Raw genomic sequence first — 16,417 nt, 5'->3', positions numbered from 1 at the left:
GTATCGCCAGCCAGCCGCCGCTTCCCGGCTTCAAGAAATTCCTTCGACCAGGCGTAGTACAGGCTCTCGGCGATCCCCTCACGGCGGCAAAGCGCGGCGATACTTTCCTCGCCACGAAGACCAGCCAGCACGATGCGGATCTTCTCTTCCGATGAGTAATGCTTGCGAGTCTTCCGCTTGATCCCCCTGACCAGCCTGTCAGCGGAATCCTTCGATGTTCCGGGTTTCTTGTTCATCTTCGCTCCTTATCAGCTTCGATGAACCAGAACCCTCCGTTGCTCAAACCCCTAAATCTCTCCGTCGGGTGCTGACGTCAGACAGCCGTCTGACTCGCCCCGATAGCGCGCTCAGGGTCGCATTCGTGGGTCAGATCAGTTCGGGCAAGTCGAGCCTGATCAATGAGCTGACTGGCCAGGACATTGCCGAGGTTGATGTTCTACCGACGACAGATGCGCCAACGATCCACGAGGTCGCCGTTGACGATGCGAGCTTCAGGATTCTCGACACGCCCGGCCTGGATGGCAGCATCAAGGTTGCGAAGCGGGTGGCGGAAGAAGCGGCAGACGCCGATATCGCCGTCTGGGTTCTGAAAGCGAACAGGCCGAGCCGGGAGATCGACAGGGCCTCACTGAAACTGTTCAATGAACATTTCGAGAACGAACCGGAGCGCCTCCAACCGCCCGTTCTGTTCGTACTCACATTTATGGATAAGCTTGCCCCGATCTGGCCATACGCTGAACACGCGCTACCCCCCGAAGTGCGGGACAGGTTCGAAGACGCCTGCAACGCTGCCGCAAAGGAACTGGAGATCCAGAGACCTATCCCGGCCTCGACTGGCGCGACCCCCTGGAACATTGCGTCCATACGCCGAGCCTTGATCGGGCTCTATGCCGATGGTCTGAAGACCCAAAGAAATCGAGCGAGGCGGGAAGCACGAACAGCTGGTGTTGCTACAAACCTCAAGCGCTCGGGAAGTGGAGCCTGGGAAGTCGTGAAGGCTGGAGCGAGGATCGCCAAGAGAGGAGTGAGTGGAGACAGTGGATCTGGGCCTTCCAGCCACTGATGGATGCAAGGGCCTTCAGGCGGACCTCTGACAGTTCCGTTGTTTTCAGCGCCACCGTCGAGAACGTCGTACTAGTTGGACGCGTCTTTAGGACGGCTCCAAGAGAACAGTTGGTGCGTGACGCTCCTGCGGCAAGCGTCGTCGTTTTCAGTAATCTACGTTTTATTGTCGACTTTATGCTAGGATCTAACCTGAGCTCATCAGGCACGCGAGTGAAATCCCCAGATCTCGCACGAACGCCCTGCAAAAAGTGCAGGGCGTTCGCAACGTTAGTGGACCGTCATCCCTTGGTGCCGTAACAGCTCTACTCTTGCAGAGCTTCTTCGACTTCCTTCGCCCGTGCATCAATTGCTCCTGGCGCCGTCCTCAGGAAGTTCAGAACCAGCGCAAGTTGGGACTTGGCCTCGTCCGGCAACGGTGCACCCGACTCGATCTCCCGGAAGGCCTCATTCAATCGCTCGTAAGTGAAGTAGAGACCTGCATCCCCAACAACTACGGCCACCGGACCGACCGTTCTGCACGCGGCGAAGTCTTCCTCCAGATCGGGGTGCACCAGTAGGTGGGACACATATCCATTCGCCTCAAGCCATGCACAGGCAGCCGCTGCCGGCGTCAGGACCTCGTCGCCGTCGACGTCGAAGCCGAGCGCCTGGAGTTTCGTCAGGATGTCCCGCTTCGGTCGCCGGGTGGAGTTGGTCAGGAAACGGATCGGTAAACCGCCTGGGAGTTCCTGGAGTTGCTTCTCGAGGCCGTTCCCTATCGCATTCATACGATACTCACCGACAACGGGATCCAGTTCGCCGAGCAACCGCGAAACCGGAACACGATCCTCTCACGGCCGATGCGGTTCGACATGATCTGCGAAGCCAATGGGATCGAGCATCGCCTGGACGCCACCGTCCTGGATGTTCTCGGTAATGTGGACATAACTTTACCTTTAGATGTCCTGGGCCGCTGCGCGCGTAGCAGTGGCTGAAGGAAGCGGGATCGCGTTGGCACTTTGGGCGCTCCAGATCGCACTTAACACCCTTTGGACACCGATCTTTTTCGGTCCGCATCGAATGCGAACCGGGTTGGTGATTATTGCTCTGTTGTGGGCTTCCGTTATTGCGACAACACTTGCTTTCTTTCAGATCGATACCTTGGCTGGCGTCATGTCGGTGCCGTACGTCGCATGGGTGTCAGTCGCTGCTTGCCTGAATTACTCGATCCTCCAGCTGAATCCGGGTCGGGTATCTGCAAATTCAGCGAGTTGAGTTCCAAAAAATGCGCCCGGAGCAATTGAGGTCCGACACATTTGCCAGAGTTCCCTGTTGGAATCGGTGGATCTGGGACGTTCGGACACTTTTGATGGATGTCTCACGTCGCCGGGTTGGCATTCGTGTTGGACCGCGGTGGTTGCAAAAACGATTTTTACGACAAGCGGTTTGTTACATCGAAGGCAACCACAAAGCCAATTCGGGAAATCCAATCAACAAGGCTACCAGCAATAGAGAGCAAAGGATGAACGGGAACGCAGAGGTATAGATCTCTCGCATCGTCGTACCCATTGGCGCGACCCCTTTCATAACAAACAAGAGCAGCCCGAATGGTGGAGTCGTGAAACTGATCTCCAGAGAAAGAAGCATGATTAGACCGAACCAGATCGGGTCAAACCCGAGGCTTTGAGCCAGAGGGAAAAAGATCGGTACGGTTAACAGCATGATCGAGATCTGTTCCATGAACATGCCGAGGAGCAGCAGTACAGCGAACATTACCAACAGCATTGCCAATGGAGCCAGTTCGAATGCTATGGCCCAGTTCACCAAGCCGCGGGACGCTCCGGAGAAAGCCAGCAATTGGCTGAAAGTGGCCGAACCGAAGACGATCAAGTAGGCCATCAGCGTAACCTTGAGGGCGCCGATCACGGATTTCTTCGCGGCGGTCCATGTCAGGCAGCGGAAGAGTGCTGCGAGCACGAGAACGCCGAGGGCGCCAAAGGCCGCGGCTTCTGACGGGGTGACGAAACCCTGGATCATCAGGACGATGATTGCCACCATGACGCCGACCATCGGGACGACCTCGGTCATCAGGAGTTTGAAGCGAAATGCCAGGGACATCGGCTCGACGTCATAGGCGGGCGCTGCGTTCGGGTCGAGCCGAGTCTGAAGCCAGATCGTTCCGATGTAGAACGCGGCAAGGATCAGGCCGGGGACGACACCGGCAATCAGCAGCGCGGCCACGTCGATCTGTGCCAGTGTTGCCAGCAGGACCGCCAGCGCCGATGGCGGGATGATGATTGCCAGACCGCCAGTGCCAAGGATGGGGCCGATGCTCATATGGGATTTGTAGCCTCGTCGTTTCATCTCGGGCACCATCAGTGAGCCCAGCAGCGCAGTGGAGCCCATGGAGGACCCCGACAGGGTCGAGAACGCTGTGCCGCCCAGAACGGTCACGTAGCTCAATCGCCCCGGCAGACGACCCAGCAACTTGTCGATCGCGTTGAACATGCGCCCGCCAAGGCCCGTGTGAAAGAAGATTTCTCCCATCAACAGGAAGAGAGGGATCGGCATGAGCGCGTATTTTGTGAGGGCACCCATTCCGTTGTTGAGAAGCTGCGTGACGCCGCGCTCTCCGCCCATGAACACCCAGGCACCAACGATATTGGCGGCCAAGAAGGCCAGGGCAACCGGCATCCCGACGGCCATCAGAAAAATTATCGAACCAAGCAGCAGGGCCAGGGCCTCGTACCAATCCATCACTCGTGGATCCCTGCTTCGCCGCTGTGCATCAGGTCAGTTCCAAATACAAAGCGTGAGAACTCGATCGCCATCATTCCAAACGACAGCGGGAAGGCGATTGTCAGCATCCAACGCGGAAAGTAATAGGCGCGGGTGTCATAGTCTCCGCGCTCGATATTCGTCAGGACCAGGTCGAAGCCTTTCCACGCAAGGATCAAACAGACCAGTACGCAGGCGGCAGCGACCCCGCGGCTAACGATCGTGCGCAGGGTTGCGGGGAGCGCAGCAGTAACGAGTTCAATGTGCACGTGGCCTTTCTCCCGCACCAGCCACGGCGCTCCCAGCATAGTCATGTAAAGAAGCCCATATTCGGCAGAGGTGAAGAGCCAGGCGAAGGGTTGCAGTCCCGCGTTCCTCATCAGGACAGAGGTGATTACAGACACCATCAGCCAGACAAGTAATAGTCCGGCCAGAATGGCCATGCCATAAAGCAACGTGTCGTAGGTCTTTTTGAACATTCTGTCTGCCTTGCCCCGAAATAAGCGGACCCGCTCAATCGCGCAGGCCCGCTGTGAGGTTTTACTTCGCGGCGTCCAGATCGTAGAACAACTCGATCAGGCGGTCATAGTTGTCAGTGCCGCCCGGTTGTTCCGCCATCAGGGTCTTCATCCGCTCCCACGTCTTTTCACGCGCCGCAGCGAGATAGTTTGCCTTGGCTTCCCCTTCGAGGCTTACAACTTTCATCCCTGCCGCCTCCAAGGCTGCGAAGTCCTCATCGCGCTTGCCACGCAGAGCTTCGACACTGTCTTTCTCGTGTTGGATAGCAACATCCTGGAGTATTTTACGCGCCTCGTCAGAGAGCGAGTTCCAACGTTCCAGGTTCACGATTACGCCGAGGTCGGTCGAGAAGAAGCAGGGCTCTATCCGGTAGTTCAGGAACTCGTTCCATTTCAGATCGATCAGACCAATCTGGGTCCAACCGGTAGCGTCCACCACGCCGCGTTGCAGGGCCGAGTAGACCTCTCCCGTTGGCAGATCGATTACCTGTGCGCCGAGGTAGTTCGTGAAGAAGGCGTTGTAGACGTTGTTGCCGCGCAGCTTCAGGCCTTCGACCTCCAGGTTGCCATTGGCATCGAAAGTCGGTTCGTTGCGCGTCCAGAGGTTGTAGCAGACACCGCTGTCGAACCAGCCGAGATATTTGAGACCCATCTTTTCCTGATGGATCTGGTCGATCAGTTCGATTCCGCCATTGGCGCGTGTTTCAACGGCCGTAAGGTTCGAGGCGACCATCGCATCCTTTTCCGGCAAGGCGCCGCCATAGAAGGAACCAGGGGTGTAGACCATATCGACAATCCCGTCGCGCACGGCGTCCGGCTGCTGGAACATGCCGATGGCTTCCGGGCCGCCGCGTACGTCGATCTGTATGACTCCTTTGCCGGCTTCGTTCACCTTATCGACGAAACTCAGAAAGCTCTTTGTGTAGATAAGGGTTTCCGGGAAAGCGTGAACAGCCGAGATACTCTCTTCTGCTTTTGCGGCTCCAACGACCACTACGGCGCCGGCAAGAAGCCCAGCAATTTTGATCAGTTTCATTTATCATCCTCCACTGTTTTCAGGGGCACTATCCTGTCTTCGCCCCCCGTTTTGTTCTGACCCTATCGGCCAAGATGTGCCGCCCCCTTGCGGCGCGATTCAATCCGCCGCCGCTGGCCAAGCCCATGGAGCGGTTTGACTTCGGTTTCCCTTGAACTTCGTGATCTTCGGAATGTGCCGCCGCGTCAGGTCGATGTCGTCCCAGCCGTTGATGAGTTTCACCCGCCAGCTTTCGTCCAACTCGAACGCCTCGGCGATGTCATCGAGGGTAAGCATGCCGTTTGTGAGATCGATCGACATCTCCGCGGTGCCGTCGCCCAGAGTATTAGAGAGCTTTCCCGCCACCTCTGCGCTAACCCTTGCCGGAAGCAACCCGTTGTTAACGGCATTGTTCGAGAAGATGTCGCCAAAGCTGGGGGCAACGACGACGCGCACCCCCGCATCGATCAGTGCGTAGACTGCTGCCTCCCGTGACGATCCGCTGCCGAAATTTCGACCGGCGACCAGGATGCTGAAGCCGTCATGACGGTTCAACGGGAAGTCAGGCAACAGCTGTTCGTTGATGTCGCGCCGCATGTCGTGCAGCAGATAGGGGCCGTAGCCTTCGCTTCGTGGAATCGACATGAACCGGGCCGGGATCAATTGATCGGTGTCGATATTGTCGATCGCCAGCGCCAGTGCGCGGCCCGTATGTGTTGTCCACCCTTCCATCACGTCGCTATGCCCTTGAGGAAAGGCCGAACATCCGTGATCGTCCCGGTCACTGCAGCCGCAGCAACCATCGCCGGAGACATCAAATGCGTTCGTGCCCCGCGCCCCTGGCGGCCACGAAAGTTGCGATTGGTGGACGAAGCACAACGTTTGCCCTCTCCAACAATGTCGCCGTTCATGCCGACGCACATCGAACATCCAGACGCAGTCCATTCCAGACCGGCCTCGACGAAAATCCGGTCCAACCCTTCGGATTCTGCTTGCACCTTGACCTGAGCCGAGCCGGGGGCAACCAGACCCGGCACCTTTGCCCGGCGCCCGGCCAGGACGGCAGCTGCTTCTCGCAAATCCTCTATACGACCGTTGGTGCATGAACCGATGAAGACCTGATCCACCGGTGTTCCATCCAGTGGCCGGCCCGCCGTCAAGCCCATGTATTCCAGCGCATCACGAACGGCGTTTGCCTTGGCAGGGTCTGCTTGACACGGATCAGGTATGAGTTCCGTCACTGGCAAGGCCTGCTCCGGGCTTGTGCCCCAAGTGACAGTTGGCGCAATGTCGGCGGCATCAAACGTTACCTCACGATCAAAACCGGCACCTTCATCGGTCGCCAGTTCCCGCCAGTCCTCGATCGATTTCTCCCAGGTCACGCCTTTCGGAGAGTGCGCGCGGCCATGCAAATACGTAAATGTCACCTCGTCCGGTGCCACCATGCCGAACCGCGCTCCGCCCTCGATGGAAAGATTGCACAGCGTCATCCGGCCTTCCATGGACAGTTCTCTGATTGTGCTGCCCGCGTACTCCACAGCGTGACCCTGTGCTCCGCCCGTTCCCAACCGGGCGATCCAGTTTAGCGCAATGTCCTTTGCCGTGACGCCGTGGCCCAGCCTACCTTCAACGGTAATCCGCATTGCCTTTGGCTTTCGTTGCCAGATGGTCTGAGTTGCCAGCACATGTGCGACTTCGGTTGCTCCAATTCCGAAGGCCAGCGCACCGAAGGCTCCATGAGTGGAGGTGTGGCTGTCTCCGCAATTGATCAGCAGTCCCGGCAATGTCAGGCCGAGTTCCGGCCCAACGACATGCACGATTCCCTGTGCCGGATCGTCCAGATCGAAAATCCGCAGATCGTTCCGCGCCGCATTGGCGCGCAAGGTCTCGATCATCCGGACGATTTTTGGGTCGGAAACCCGCCCGCGATCTCGCGTCGGAGCATAGTGATCCATGACCGCGAATGTCAGATCGGGCTCGGCCACGAGCAGACCGCGCTCTTGCAACTTTGCAAAGGCATGGTGCGACCCCTCGTGGACCAAGTGCCGATCCACCCAAAGAAGCGACACGCCATCCTCGCGTTGTAAGATCTCGTGCGAGGTCCAGAGCTTGTCGAGCATGGTTCGCGGGGCGTTCATTTGCTCGCTTCCTCGCGCCGCCCTATCGAAGGCTCCCAGTGCCGCGCGCTTCCCGTTCCGACGCGTGTCAACGGCATTTCAAGGCGGAACATGTCGGGACGGTAGAGGCCCGAAAGGTATTCGACCCCATTCCCCTCCACATCTCGAACGACCCGTTTCAGGGACAACAGCGCAGACCCTACCGCAATGTCCAATGCCTCTGCCACATCGGGCGCGGCGAGGGTTGCCGAGACGGTCTGATGCGCTTCCTCGATCTGCACTCCACCGCGCTCAAGAAGTTTGAAAAGCGGTGTCGTGGCCAGATCGTTTTCCGAATAGTTCTGTGCGATCTCGGCAGGAACATACGTCGTGAGGTGCGAAAACGGCACATCGTCTGTCAGGCGCACACGAGTGGCGATTTGCACCTTCTCTTCGCTCCGCAGGCCCATCGCGGCGGCAACCGTTTCCGGCGCCCTGGCGTAGGAAAAGGACAACAGTCGTGCGGTGGTGCTTTGTCCCATTTCGACAAGGTGCGGCAGCAGCGTATTGAAATCCATTGCCGCGAGCGTACCCTGGGCCGACTGTCCGCAGACGCGCGTGCCGCTGCCCGCCTGCCGGTTTATCAGTCCGTCCCGAGAGAGGGCATCCAGCGCGCGGCGCACGGTTACGCGCGATACGCCGAATTGCTCGGCCAAACGCTGTTCGCCGGGCAGAGTTTCTCCTGAAGCAAGGTGTCCCGCGGTGATCTGGTCGCGCAGGGAAAGGTAGACGCGCTGCGCCTTCGCTCCGTCCGGCAGCTTGGCTCCACTGACCTTGTTCAATAGATGATTCCTCGCACTGAATGCCTCGAAGCGTAGAAGCGGTCACTGGAAAATCAAGCGTTAGTATTATTGAGGCGCGGAAATTAGTATTACCTAGCTATCTATATCTGTACTATGAAAAATACAGATTTGAAAGTGGAGGGGCGTGTGCCAATCGTTGAGCTGCATTTGTTGGAAGGCTATGATAAAATTCAAAAACAAAGGCTTAGCGTTGCGCTGACCAGTGCTGTCAGATTCGTTGTTCCCGCCGCGCCGGATCTTGTGACTGTCCTGATTCACGAGACACCAGCACAAGATTACTACCGTGGCGGCGTCCCGAGAAAACCCGCTCCAGCCCGTGCAGATCCGGAACAGACCGTGCGCAGCTTCCTTGACGAGATGGCCGTTCGGGCGCTTGAGAAAGCGCAGGCTCGGCTGGCACCGGGTTTCGTGATGAACTTCCCCGGTGCAAAGCCGATGCACGCGTTGCAGGAACTAATCGAATGGGCCGCGCCGCGATACCGATTTGTCACCAAAACCTATGAAGGTTTCGACGCGCTGCAGGGCGCAGGAGACGCCGCGATTGTTTACTGCCGAGGCACGTTGTCGGGTGAGTGGCCGGACGGAACACCGTTTGGCGACATTCGCTTCATCGACCGGTTCGAAATCGTGGACGACCTGATCACCCGGCAGGATGTCTGGAACGACATTGCAGAAACGAAGGCGCAAGCATGAGCGGCATAGACCCGATAACTCTCTCGGTCCTGGCCGGCCGGATGGAACAGATCGCCGATGAGATGGACGCGACGCTTTTCCGCGCCGCCTTCAACCCGATCATTGCGGAAGCCCATGATGCAAGTCACGGGCTTTACTCTGCCACCTCTGGCGACACGCTGGTTCAGGGCAAGTCCGGGTTGCCCATCTTCGTCGGTGTGATGTCCTTCGCAGTTAAGGCCGTGATCGAGAAAGCGGCGGCTGACGGCGATCTTGAAGACGGCGACATCTATATTTTCAACGACGCGCATATTGGTGGCACGCATCTGTCAGATATGCGGTTGGTGCGCCCGTACTTTCGGGACGGCCAGTTATTCTGCTATCTCGCTTCCGTTGGCCACTGGCATGACGTTGGCGGCGCGGTGCCCGGAAACTACAACCCCGCAGCGACAGAGGTGTTTCAGGAGGCGTTTGTCTTGCCGCCCGTAAAGCTGGCGCGCAAAGGCGAGATCAATCAGGACATCATCGACATTCTGTTGCGCAACACCCGCCTGCCACAATCTGCCATGGGCGATCTGAACGGACAGTTGGGTGCTCTCGATCTTGGCGTGCGCCGGATGGACGAACTGTTGGACGACTACGGCGCTGAAACGGTCGCAGCGGCCTTTGTTGCGCTTGGGCACAGAGCAGAAGCACTGATGCGTTCGGAGTTGAACGACCTGCCGGATGGCCGATGGGAGGCGGAGGACTTCCTCGACAACGATGGGATCACGGACGAGCCACTCCGCATACAGGTCGCGTTGGAGATCAACGGCGACCGGATGAAACTGGACTTTTCAGGGTCCTCGCCCCAATGCGCAGGCCCGGTGAATATCGCGCTGCCGACAACCGTGGCGACGGCCTATGTTGCGATCAAACATGTTTTTCCGGCGCTCCCGGCGAACGCTGGCGTCATGCGACCCATTGAGGTCATCGTGCCAGACGGCAGTCTGCTATCAGCCGAATTCCCTGCACCGACAGGCGGCTATACTGAGACCATCCTGCGGATGATCGACGTGGTCTTTTCTGCCTTCGCGAAAGCCGCGCCGGACCGGGTTGTGGCAAATGCCTATGGCACGATCAATGCACTCTCCATCGCCGGGAAACGCGCCAATGGACAGCCTTGGGTAATGTTCAGCTTCTACGGCGGCGGGCATGGCGGGTCGATTGAAAGCGACGGGTTGAACCACGGCAATGCCCCGATCTCGACCGCGACTATTCCGCCGATGGAAATCCTCGAAGCGGCTTACCCGGTGATGTTCCGGAAATGGGCGCTCCGCCCCGACAGCGCCGGAACCGGTGCTCATCGAGGTGGGCTCGGTGCGGTCTACGAGATCGAGGTGCTGGAGCAGAGCGGGGCGGAGGCGTTCCTTTTCGGCGAACGCGGTCGCTTCGCGCCCAAGGGGATTGCTGAGGGCGGTGATGGCGCGAAGAACGTCTTTGCATACGAGCAGGAGGACGGCTGGAAGACGCCGCCATTGGTGTCGAAAATGCGAGGGATCAAGTTGAAACAGGGACAAGCCGTGCGGCTGGAGACGCCGGGCGGAGGTGGTTACGGCGCTCCAAAAAAACGCACTCCAGAGGCAGTTGCCAAGGACGTCGCGCGCGGACTGGTTAGTGCCGATCAGGCAGACGAAGCCTATGGGCGAGCCTGGCGGGAGGTGGCGCAGTGAGCGGGCGCATGATCGGCGTGGACGTGGGCGGTACCTTCACGGATGTTTTTGTACTGAACGAAGCGGACGGCACTGCAACCGTCGCCAAGGTTCCAACCACGCGACCCGACCAGTCGGGCGGCTTTCTCGACGGGGTCGGTCGAGAAGTCGAGGACCTGTCCGAGATTGCCGTAGTCGTCCACGGCACAACCGCAGGCACCAACGCTCTGCTTGAACGCAAGGGCGCTAGAACCGGCGTGATCTGCACCGAAGGCTTGCGTGATGTGCTGGAAATGCGCCGTCGCGACCGCCCCCGGACCTGGGGCCTGAGAGGAGACTTTGAACCGGTGGTGGATCGACGCGACCGATTGGAAGTGCCGGAACGCACGCTTGCAGACGGCACGATCCGTACGCCGGTCGACCTGACAGCCGTCCAAACTGCTGCAGCGCAGTTATTGGAGCGGGGATGTGAGGCTGTCGCGATCCTCTTTGCCAATTCCTATGCCAATCCCCAGAACGAGGCAGCTGCTGTCGCCGCCGTTCGGGACGTCTGGCCGAACTCGCATGTCTCGGCCTCGTCGGAAATCCTGCCTGAAATTCGGGAGTTCGAGCGGTTCTCAACCGCTGCTCTGAACGCTTACTTGCAACCCGAAATCTCCGGTTACCTTAATCGCCTAAAAGGTGCCTTGAACTCCGGCGGGTTCGATGGCGAGTTCATGATCGTGCAGTCCAATGGCGGTGTCATGGCCGTCGGCACCGCCTGTCGTCTCCCCGTGCGCACTGCTCTGTCCGGTCCAGCGGCCGGGGTGATTGCGGCCGGTTACATCGCGAAGTGTGCGGGTTTCGACAACATTATCACCGGCGACATGGGCGGAACCAGCTTTGACGTGGCGCTGATCGCCGAAGGTCATACGATGCTGTCGCCTCAAACCTCCATCGACTTTGGTATGGTGGTCCGCACCCCGATGATCGAAATCACCACAATTGGAGCGGGCGGCGGCTCCATTGCCTGGGTTGACAAGGGTGGCCTGCTGAACATTGGCCCGGAGAGCGCTGGATCGGATCCCGGCCCGGTGGCCTACGGCCTTGGCAATGACCGCCCGACGGTGACCGACGCGAATGTCGTGCTTGGCCGTATCGATCCTGACAACCCTATTGGTGGCAAGCTGGAGCGACTGGACGTCGTGGCCGCAGCCAGGGCAATTGACAACCATGTGGGCGAACCTTTGTGCCTTTCCACCCTCGACGCAGCCGAGGCGATCCTGCGCGTGGCGAATTCTCGCATGGCCGGCGCGATCCGCCTCGTTAGCATCGAGCGTGGCTTTGACCCCAAGCGCTTCGCCTTTATGCCCTTCGGAGGCGGAGGCGCGCTTCATGCCGGCGCCATGCTGGCCGAGGTCGGCATCGCCCGCGCCATCGTTCCCCGCTACCCCGGTGTGACTTCGGCGATGGGCTGCGTGATTGCAGATATGCGGCAGGACTTCGTGCAAACAATAAATTCGCTGGTCGCGCAGCTCGACGAACCCGCTCTCTCCGCGTTCATGCAGGATCATGTGGATCAGGGGATGGCCCTTCTGGACGCTGCACGCACGACTTTCGAGGCACGCGAGATAACCTTCGAACTCGACATGGCCTATGTCGGGCAGACCCATACTGTCCCCGTACCACTTAAAGCCTCTGTCACTGGCGGCAAGGTCATGGCGCCCAACCGGGTTGAAATCGAAGAGGCCTTTGATAGGACATATCACGCCACCTATGGCCGGCTTCTCAAAAATGGAGTGCGTCGCATCCTCAACCTTCGCAGCGCCGTAACAGGTAAACGGCCGAAGTTTGACTTGTCTGCGCTGGCTCCAACCACAAATGGCCCGGTAGAACCCGTTGCACTGAGACAGGTGCATTTCGGGAACGCGTGGCACGAAACGGCTATCTATGATCGCCTGTCCCTGCCCGTAGGCACAGTCATCAAAGGCCCTGCTATCCTGTCTCAACCGGACACGACCGTCTTGATCGAGCCGGAGTTGCAGGGACGTGTGGATCCTTTCGGCAACACGATCATCGAACCACTGGAGGAGGAATGAATGAGCGATCCAGGCTCTTGGGATCCAGTCAATACCGCCTTGCTGACAATCGATCTCCAGAATGACTTCATCCATCCCGACGGCGCCTATGGCCGCGCTGGTCAATCGGCAGAAGCCATCGCGGCGCTGCCCGATCGTATCGCCCCACTGGCACGGGGGCTGCAAGCCGCCGGAGGCCATTATTTCTCGGCCCAATTCACCTTGGTTCCGGACCGTAGTGGCGAGCCTCTGATCGCACCGCACTTGAAGAAGCTCCGTCCGTTCCTGACCCGGGGCGACTTTGCTCCCGGGAGTTTCGGCCACACGTTGGTTGATGCGTTGCATCCTTGTGATTTCGTGATCGAGAAGGTCGCATACTCCGCCTTCTACCAGACCCGGCTTGAGTACCTGATGCGCGCTCTGAAGATCGAGAACCTGATCGTCGGGGGCATCGTCACAAATGGTGGGGTTGCCTCTACGCTAAGAGACGCACATCTACGAAACATCGAAACCGTGATGCTGACCGATGGCTGCGCAGCGTTCAAACAGGAAGTGCATGACGCAACGATCCTGTCTCTGGGCACGGTCACACACCAACGAACATGTGCCGAAGTAATGAGCTGGCTGGAGGGTACGTCATGAGCCTCCGGCACCGGCTTTCAAGAAAGGAAATTCTCGTCGCTCCAGGCGTCTATGATGGTCTGACGGCCTCACTGGCCGAGAAGGCCGGTTTTGAGGCGCTCTATCTGAGCGGGGCCGCTGTTGCCTACACGCGCCTGGGACGCCCGGACATCGGTCTGACCACGGCGTCCGAGATGGCCGACACCATGACCCTTATCGCTGATCGGACAGCCTTGCCCGTCGTCATTGACGCGGATACCGGCTTCGGCAATGCCCTCAACGCCCAGCGAACCATGCGGCTGTACGAGCGCGCTGGAGCTTCGGCATTGCAGGTCGAGGATCAGACCTACCCAAAACGCTGCGGGCACCTTTCCGACAAGTCGCTCATCCCAGAGCGGGAGATGGCCGGCAAGATCGCCGCCATGGCCGACGCTCGCTGCAGCGAGGACACGTTGATAATCGCGCGCACCGATGCCATCGCTGTAGAAGGCTTCGATGCGGCTACGGACCGTGCGGAGATCTATCTTGAGGCCGGAGCGGATGTCCTGTTTATCGAAGCGCCGCAGACCCGAGAGCAGCTGACGGCCATCGCAAGTCAGTTCGCGCCCCGGGTTCCGCTTCTGGCAAATATGGTCGAAGGCGGCACGACGCCAAGTCTTGGCGCGGACGATCTGGAGGCAAAGGGCTTCTCGATCGTCATCTTCCCTGGCGGGATCGTGCGGGCCCTGGCGAAGACTGCGCAGGCCTATTACCAAAATCTTGCCGCCAACGGCTCCAACAAACCCTTTGCAGAGAGCATGTTCGACTTTGGCGGGCTGAACGATGTGATCGGAACGGCCGAGATGCTCGAAGCCGGAGCGCGGTATGACAACAGGCAAAGTTGACACTGCTCGACCTCCGGCCGAGTTTGACCTCGAGACCGGCACGCTCATCATCGGTGCGGGCGCATGTGGCATGGTCGCGGCATTGTCCGCCTCCGAATGTGGGCAGGACGTCCTGGTAGTAGAGGCCGACCCGGCGCCCAGCGGCTCCACAGCGCTTTCCGCAGGTCTGATCCCCGCTGCTGGCACGAAGATCCAGAAGGCCGCCGGGATAGAGGACAGCGCGGAACTCTTCGCACAGGACATCCAGGACAAGGCGCGTCACGAGAACGAGCAGGCACAGGTCGACTTGTTGGCGAAGAACGCGGCCGAAGTCATCGATTGGCTGACGGAGCGCCATGGCCTGCCCTTTTCCGTCGTGACCGACTTCGACTATCCTGGTCATTCACGAAGACGGATGCACGGATTACCAACACGGTCCGGCACCGAGTTGATCGATGCATTGCGCTCCACCTGCGAGCGCGAAGGCCTGGATATAATCTGCAACAGGAGGGCTACGACGCTCTTTCTTGAAGGTGACATCATCAGTGGTATCGCCGTTACCCGGCCCGATGGGGAGGTTGAAACCATCGCTTGCGAGCGCCTGATCCTTGCCTGCAACGGCTTCGGCGGCAGCCGCGACCTCGTGGCCAAACATATGCCACAGATAGAAGACGCCCTCTGGTTCGGCCATGACGGCAACCGAGGTGAGGCGGTGTCCTGGGGCGAGGCGCTTGGCGCCGACATTCGGAACCTCGGCGCGTTCCAGGGCCACGGCAATGTCGCTCACCCACATGGAATCCTGATCACCTGGGCTGTGATCACCGAAGGTGGCGTGCAGGTGAACCGCTACGGCGAACGTTTCTGGAACGAAGCACAGGGCTATTCCGAAGCCGCCCGCGCAGTGCTCGCGCAGCCGGGAGGAGAAGCCTTTGCCATTTTTGACAACCGCATTGCAGCAATCGCACGGCAGTTCGACGATTTCAAACGCGCCGAAGCGTCGGGAGCCATCCAGACTGCGGACACGGTCGAAACCCTCGGCGATGCCTTGGGACTGCCCGCTGTTGTTCTGACAGAAACCATTCGGGCCATTCCCACCGGAGCCACAGACGGTTTCGGCAGGACGTTCGACCATCGCCCACTGACACCACCCTACATGGGCGTGCGTGTTACCGGCGCCCTGTTTCATACACAAGGTGGGCTTCGGGTCGACTCCGCTGCCCGTGTACTCAAACGGGGCGGCACGGCTTTTCCCAACCTGTTCGCCGGAGGTGGCGCAGCTTGTGGCGTTTCAGGTAAGGGCGATAGCGGATACCTTTCGGGAAACGGCTTGCTGAGTGCAGTCGTGTTGGGCCGGTTGGCAGGACGAAATCTTTAGAGTCCACGGATGGCAAGCGGGCCGCTGCCACCGGCAGAGCGGTCGTTGTCGTGGCGACCGAGTGGCAACCGGGAGGAGTTTTTTTACTGCCGACGCCAAATTAGCTGGTAGCATTACGACACCCATGTTCAGGCGGCAGTCCTGCTCGCCTCACACTGGTCCGGTTCGGAGACGGTGTATCCAGCGCCATAGAGGCAACTTGGCTTGATACGCAAAACGGGGGGACGATATGAGAAGAATCCTGGTTACCGGTGCGAACAAGGGCATCGGATATGCCATCGCAGAGCGGATCCTGGAGGAAGCGGACGATACGTTTGTGTTCCTCGGATCCCGCGATCTCGAGCGCGGTGGCGCTGCCGCAGAGAGCCTCTCACGAGAGAGCGCTGATCGAGCCAGCCGTATCCAGATCGTGGAAATCGACGTGTCGAGTGACGAATCCGTAGGCGGGGCGGTGCTCCAGGTGCGGGACACATGCGGTAGCGAAAAGCTCTACGGCATCGTCAACAATGCAGGTATCGGCCTCGGAGCGGACGATCTTCGCAGCGTCCTCAACGTTAACACCCGAGGTATCAAACGGGTCTGCGATGCCTTCATTCCGCTTCTTTCCGACGGTGGGCGCATCGTGAATATTACTTCCGCGGCCGGCCCGAACTTCGTGGCTACCTGCAGCCAGGATCGGCAGGCGTTTTTCACAGACCCGGCCGTGACCTGGGACGAAATCGATGCCCTGATGGAAGAGTGCATCGCAATTGCTGGCAATGCTGAGGCGTTTGCAACTCGGGGCCTGGGCGACGGTTCGGCATATGGACTTTCGAAAGCCTGTG

Annotated in this window: 17 protein-coding genes and 1 pseudogene; 10 read left to right on the top strand and 8 right to left on the bottom strand. The window is 59.3% G+C overall.

The window, feature by feature from the left end; genetic code table 11:
- A partial coding sequence (locus BLR85_RS25135; protein WP_139188387.1) for a transposase occupies nucleotides 1–236 on the bottom strand: 236 nt, incomplete at its 3' end.
- Between BLR85_RS25135 and BLR85_RS25130 the strand changes: the two genes are divergently transcribed.
- On the top strand, nucleotides 215–1,063 hold the full coding sequence (locus BLR85_RS25130; protein ID WP_093163933.1) for a GTPase family protein: 849 nt from the start codon (nucleotides 215–217) through the stop codon (nucleotides 1,061–1,063). The genes BLR85_RS25135 and BLR85_RS25130 overlap by 22 nt on opposite strands.
- Before the next feature lie 304 nt (nucleotides 1,064–1,367).
- Here the strand turns inward: BLR85_RS25130 and BLR85_RS25125 are convergent, their stop codons facing one another.
- Nucleotides 1,368–1,832, bottom strand: coding sequence for an HAD family hydrolase (locus tag BLR85_RS25125; protein ID WP_093163931.1), 465 nt, complete (start codon nucleotides 1,830–1,832; stop codon nucleotides 1,368–1,370).
- Here BLR85_RS25125 and BLR85_RS30625 point away from each other — a divergent pair.
- Together BLR85_RS30625 and BLR85_RS30620 are read left to right on the top strand one after the other, a co-directional pair.
- Nucleotides 1,779–1,952 (top strand): annotated as a pseudogene (locus tag BLR85_RS30625) (IS481 family transposase); the annotation flags it as partial. The gene BLR85_RS25125 and the pseudogene BLR85_RS30625 sit on opposite strands and share 54 nt — an antisense overlap.
- A gap of 52 nt (nucleotides 1,953–2,004) precedes the next feature.
- The gene (locus tag BLR85_RS30620; RefSeq protein WP_093163929.1) at nucleotides 2,005–2,319 is read left to right on the top strand and encodes a TspO/MBR family protein; all 315 of its coding nucleotides are present in this window, start codon (nucleotides 2,005–2,007) and stop codon (nucleotides 2,317–2,319) included.
- 174 nt (nucleotides 2,320–2,493) lie between these two features.
- Here the strand turns inward: BLR85_RS30620 and BLR85_RS25115 are convergent, their stop codons facing one another.
- The 6 genes from BLR85_RS25115 to BLR85_RS25090 form a co-directional block, all read right to left on the bottom strand.
- Nucleotides 2,494–3,801 (bottom strand): TRAP transporter large permease, encoded by a 1,308-nt coding sequence (locus BLR85_RS25115; protein WP_093163927.1) that lies wholly within the window; start codon nucleotides 3,799–3,801, stop codon nucleotides 2,494–2,496.
- Nucleotides 3,801–4,301, bottom strand: coding sequence for a TRAP transporter small permease (locus BLR85_RS25110; protein WP_244520869.1), 501 nt, complete (start codon nucleotides 4,299–4,301; stop codon nucleotides 3,801–3,803). The genes BLR85_RS25115 and BLR85_RS25110 overlap by 1 nt, the downstream gene beginning before the upstream one ends.
- A gap of 61 nt (nucleotides 4,302–4,362) precedes the next feature.
- Nucleotides 4,363–5,376 (bottom strand): TRAP transporter substrate-binding protein DctP, encoded by a 1,014-nt coding sequence (gene dctP, locus BLR85_RS25105; protein WP_093163924.1) that lies wholly within the window; start codon nucleotides 5,374–5,376, stop codon nucleotides 4,363–4,365.
- A gap of 99 nt (nucleotides 5,377–5,475) precedes the next feature.
- Nucleotides 5,476–6,087, bottom strand: coding sequence for a 3-isopropylmalate dehydratase small subunit (leuD, locus tag BLR85_RS25100; protein WP_093163921.1), 612 nt, complete (start codon nucleotides 6,085–6,087; stop codon nucleotides 5,476–5,478).
- Complete coding sequence (leuC, locus tag BLR85_RS25095; RefSeq protein ID WP_093163919.1) at nucleotides 6,087–7,493, bottom strand: 3-isopropylmalate dehydratase large subunit; 1,407 nt, start codon at nucleotides 7,491–7,493, stop codon at nucleotides 6,087–6,089. The genes leuD and leuC overlap by 1 nt, the downstream gene beginning before the upstream one ends.
- On the bottom strand, nucleotides 7,490–8,293 hold the full coding sequence (locus BLR85_RS25090; protein WP_093163917.1) for a GntR family transcriptional regulator: 804 nt from the start codon (nucleotides 8,291–8,293) through the stop codon (nucleotides 7,490–7,492). The genes leuC and BLR85_RS25090 overlap by 4 nt, the downstream gene beginning before the upstream one ends.
- A 147-nt stretch (nucleotides 8,294–8,440) precedes the next feature.
- On the opposite strand from BLR85_RS25090, the gene BLR85_RS25085 reads away from it, so the two are divergent.
- The 7 genes from BLR85_RS25085 to BLR85_RS25055 all read left to right on the top strand — a co-directional run.
- Complete coding sequence (locus tag BLR85_RS25085; protein ID WP_093163935.1) at nucleotides 8,441–9,007, top strand: tautomerase family protein; 567 nt, start codon at nucleotides 8,441–8,443, stop codon at nucleotides 9,005–9,007.
- Nucleotides 9,004–10,698, top strand: a complete 1,695-nt coding sequence (locus tag BLR85_RS25080) for a hydantoinase B/oxoprolinase family protein (RefSeq protein WP_093163915.1) — start codon at nucleotides 9,004–9,006, stop codon at nucleotides 10,696–10,698. The genes BLR85_RS25085 and BLR85_RS25080 overlap by 4 nt, the downstream gene beginning before the upstream one ends.
- A gap of 8 nt (nucleotides 10,699–10,706) precedes the next feature.
- Nucleotides 10,707–12,755, top strand: a complete 2,049-nt coding sequence (locus tag BLR85_RS25075; protein ID WP_093163912.1) for a hydantoinase/oxoprolinase family protein — start codon at nucleotides 10,707–10,709, stop codon at nucleotides 12,753–12,755.
- Nucleotides 12,756–13,376: a cysteine hydrolase family protein gene (locus BLR85_RS25070; RefSeq protein ID WP_093163909.1), complete on the top strand. Its 621-nt coding sequence runs from the start codon at nucleotides 12,756–12,758 to the stop codon at nucleotides 13,374–13,376.
- A complete protein-coding gene (locus BLR85_RS25065) occupies nucleotides 13,373–14,239 on the top strand; it encodes an isocitrate lyase/PEP mutase family protein (RefSeq protein WP_093163906.1) in 867 nt (288 codons plus the stop codon). The genes BLR85_RS25070 and BLR85_RS25065 overlap by 4 nt, the downstream gene beginning before the upstream one ends.
- Entirely contained in the window at nucleotides 14,220–15,593 is a 1,374-nt protein-coding gene (locus BLR85_RS25060) for an FAD-dependent oxidoreductase (protein WP_093163903.1), read from the top strand. Before BLR85_RS25065 ends, BLR85_RS25060 begins: the two co-directional genes overlap by 20 nt.
- A gap of 229 nt (nucleotides 15,594–15,822) precedes the next feature.
- Nucleotides 15,823–16,417 (top strand): SDR family NAD(P)-dependent oxidoreductase (locus BLR85_RS25055; protein ID WP_093163901.1); only part of this gene is annotated, 595 nt, incomplete at its 3' end.

Origin of the sequence: Aliiruegeria lutimaris (assembly GCF_900099935.1) — a bacterium.
GTDB classification, from domain to species: Bacteria; Pseudomonadota; Alphaproteobacteria; order Rhodobacterales; family Rhodobacteraceae; genus Tropicimonas; species Tropicimonas lutimaris.
This window is presented reverse-complemented; position numbering and strand designations above follow the sequence as displayed.

Bases quoted from the DNA above. Each gene is read 5' to 3' on its own strand.
- BLR85_RS25130 (WP_093163933.1), top strand. From the start codon at position 215: ATGTTCCGGGTTTCTTGTTCATCTTCGCTCCTTATCAGCTTCGATGAA.
- BLR85_RS25070 (WP_093163909.1), top strand. From the start codon at position 12,756: ATGAGCGATCCAGGCTCTTGGGATCCAGTCAATACCGCCTTGCTGACA.
- dctP (WP_093163924.1), bottom strand. From the start codon at position 5,376: ATGAAACTGATCAAAATTGCTGGGCTTCTTGCCGGCGCCGTAGTGGTC.
- BLR85_RS25080 (WP_093163915.1), top strand. From the start codon at position 9,004: ATGAGCGGCATAGACCCGATAACTCTCTCGGTCCTGGCCGGCCGGATG.
- BLR85_RS25110 (WP_244520869.1), bottom strand. From the start codon at position 4,301: ATGTTCAAAAAGACCTACGACACGTTGCTTTATGGCATGGCCATTCTG.
- BLR85_RS25125 (WP_093163931.1), bottom strand. From the start codon at position 1,832: ATGAATGCGATAGGGAACGGCCTCGAGAAGCAACTCCAGGAACTCCCA.
- leuC (WP_093163919.1), bottom strand. From the start codon at position 7,493: ATGAACGCCCCGCGAACCATGCTCGACAAGCTCTGGACCTCGCACGAG.
- BLR85_RS30620 (WP_093163929.1), top strand. From the start codon at position 2,005: ATGTCCTGGGCCGCTGCGCGCGTAGCAGTGGCTGAAGGAAGCGGGATC.
- BLR85_RS25060 (WP_093163903.1), top strand. From the start codon at position 14,220: ATGACAACAGGCAAAGTTGACACTGCTCGACCTCCGGCCGAGTTTGAC.
- BLR85_RS25065 (WP_093163906.1), top strand. From the start codon at position 13,373: ATGAGCCTCCGGCACCGGCTTTCAAGAAAGGAAATTCTCGTCGCTCCA.
- BLR85_RS25075 (WP_093163912.1), top strand. From the start codon at position 10,707: ATGATCGGCGTGGACGTGGGCGGTACCTTCACGGATGTTTTTGTACTG.
- BLR85_RS25115 (WP_093163927.1), bottom strand. From the start codon at position 3,801: ATGGATTGGTACGAGGCCCTGGCCCTGCTGCTTGGTTCGATAATTTTT.
- leuD (WP_093163921.1), bottom strand. From the start codon at position 6,087: ATGGAAGGGTGGACAACACATACGGGCCGCGCACTGGCGCTGGCGATC.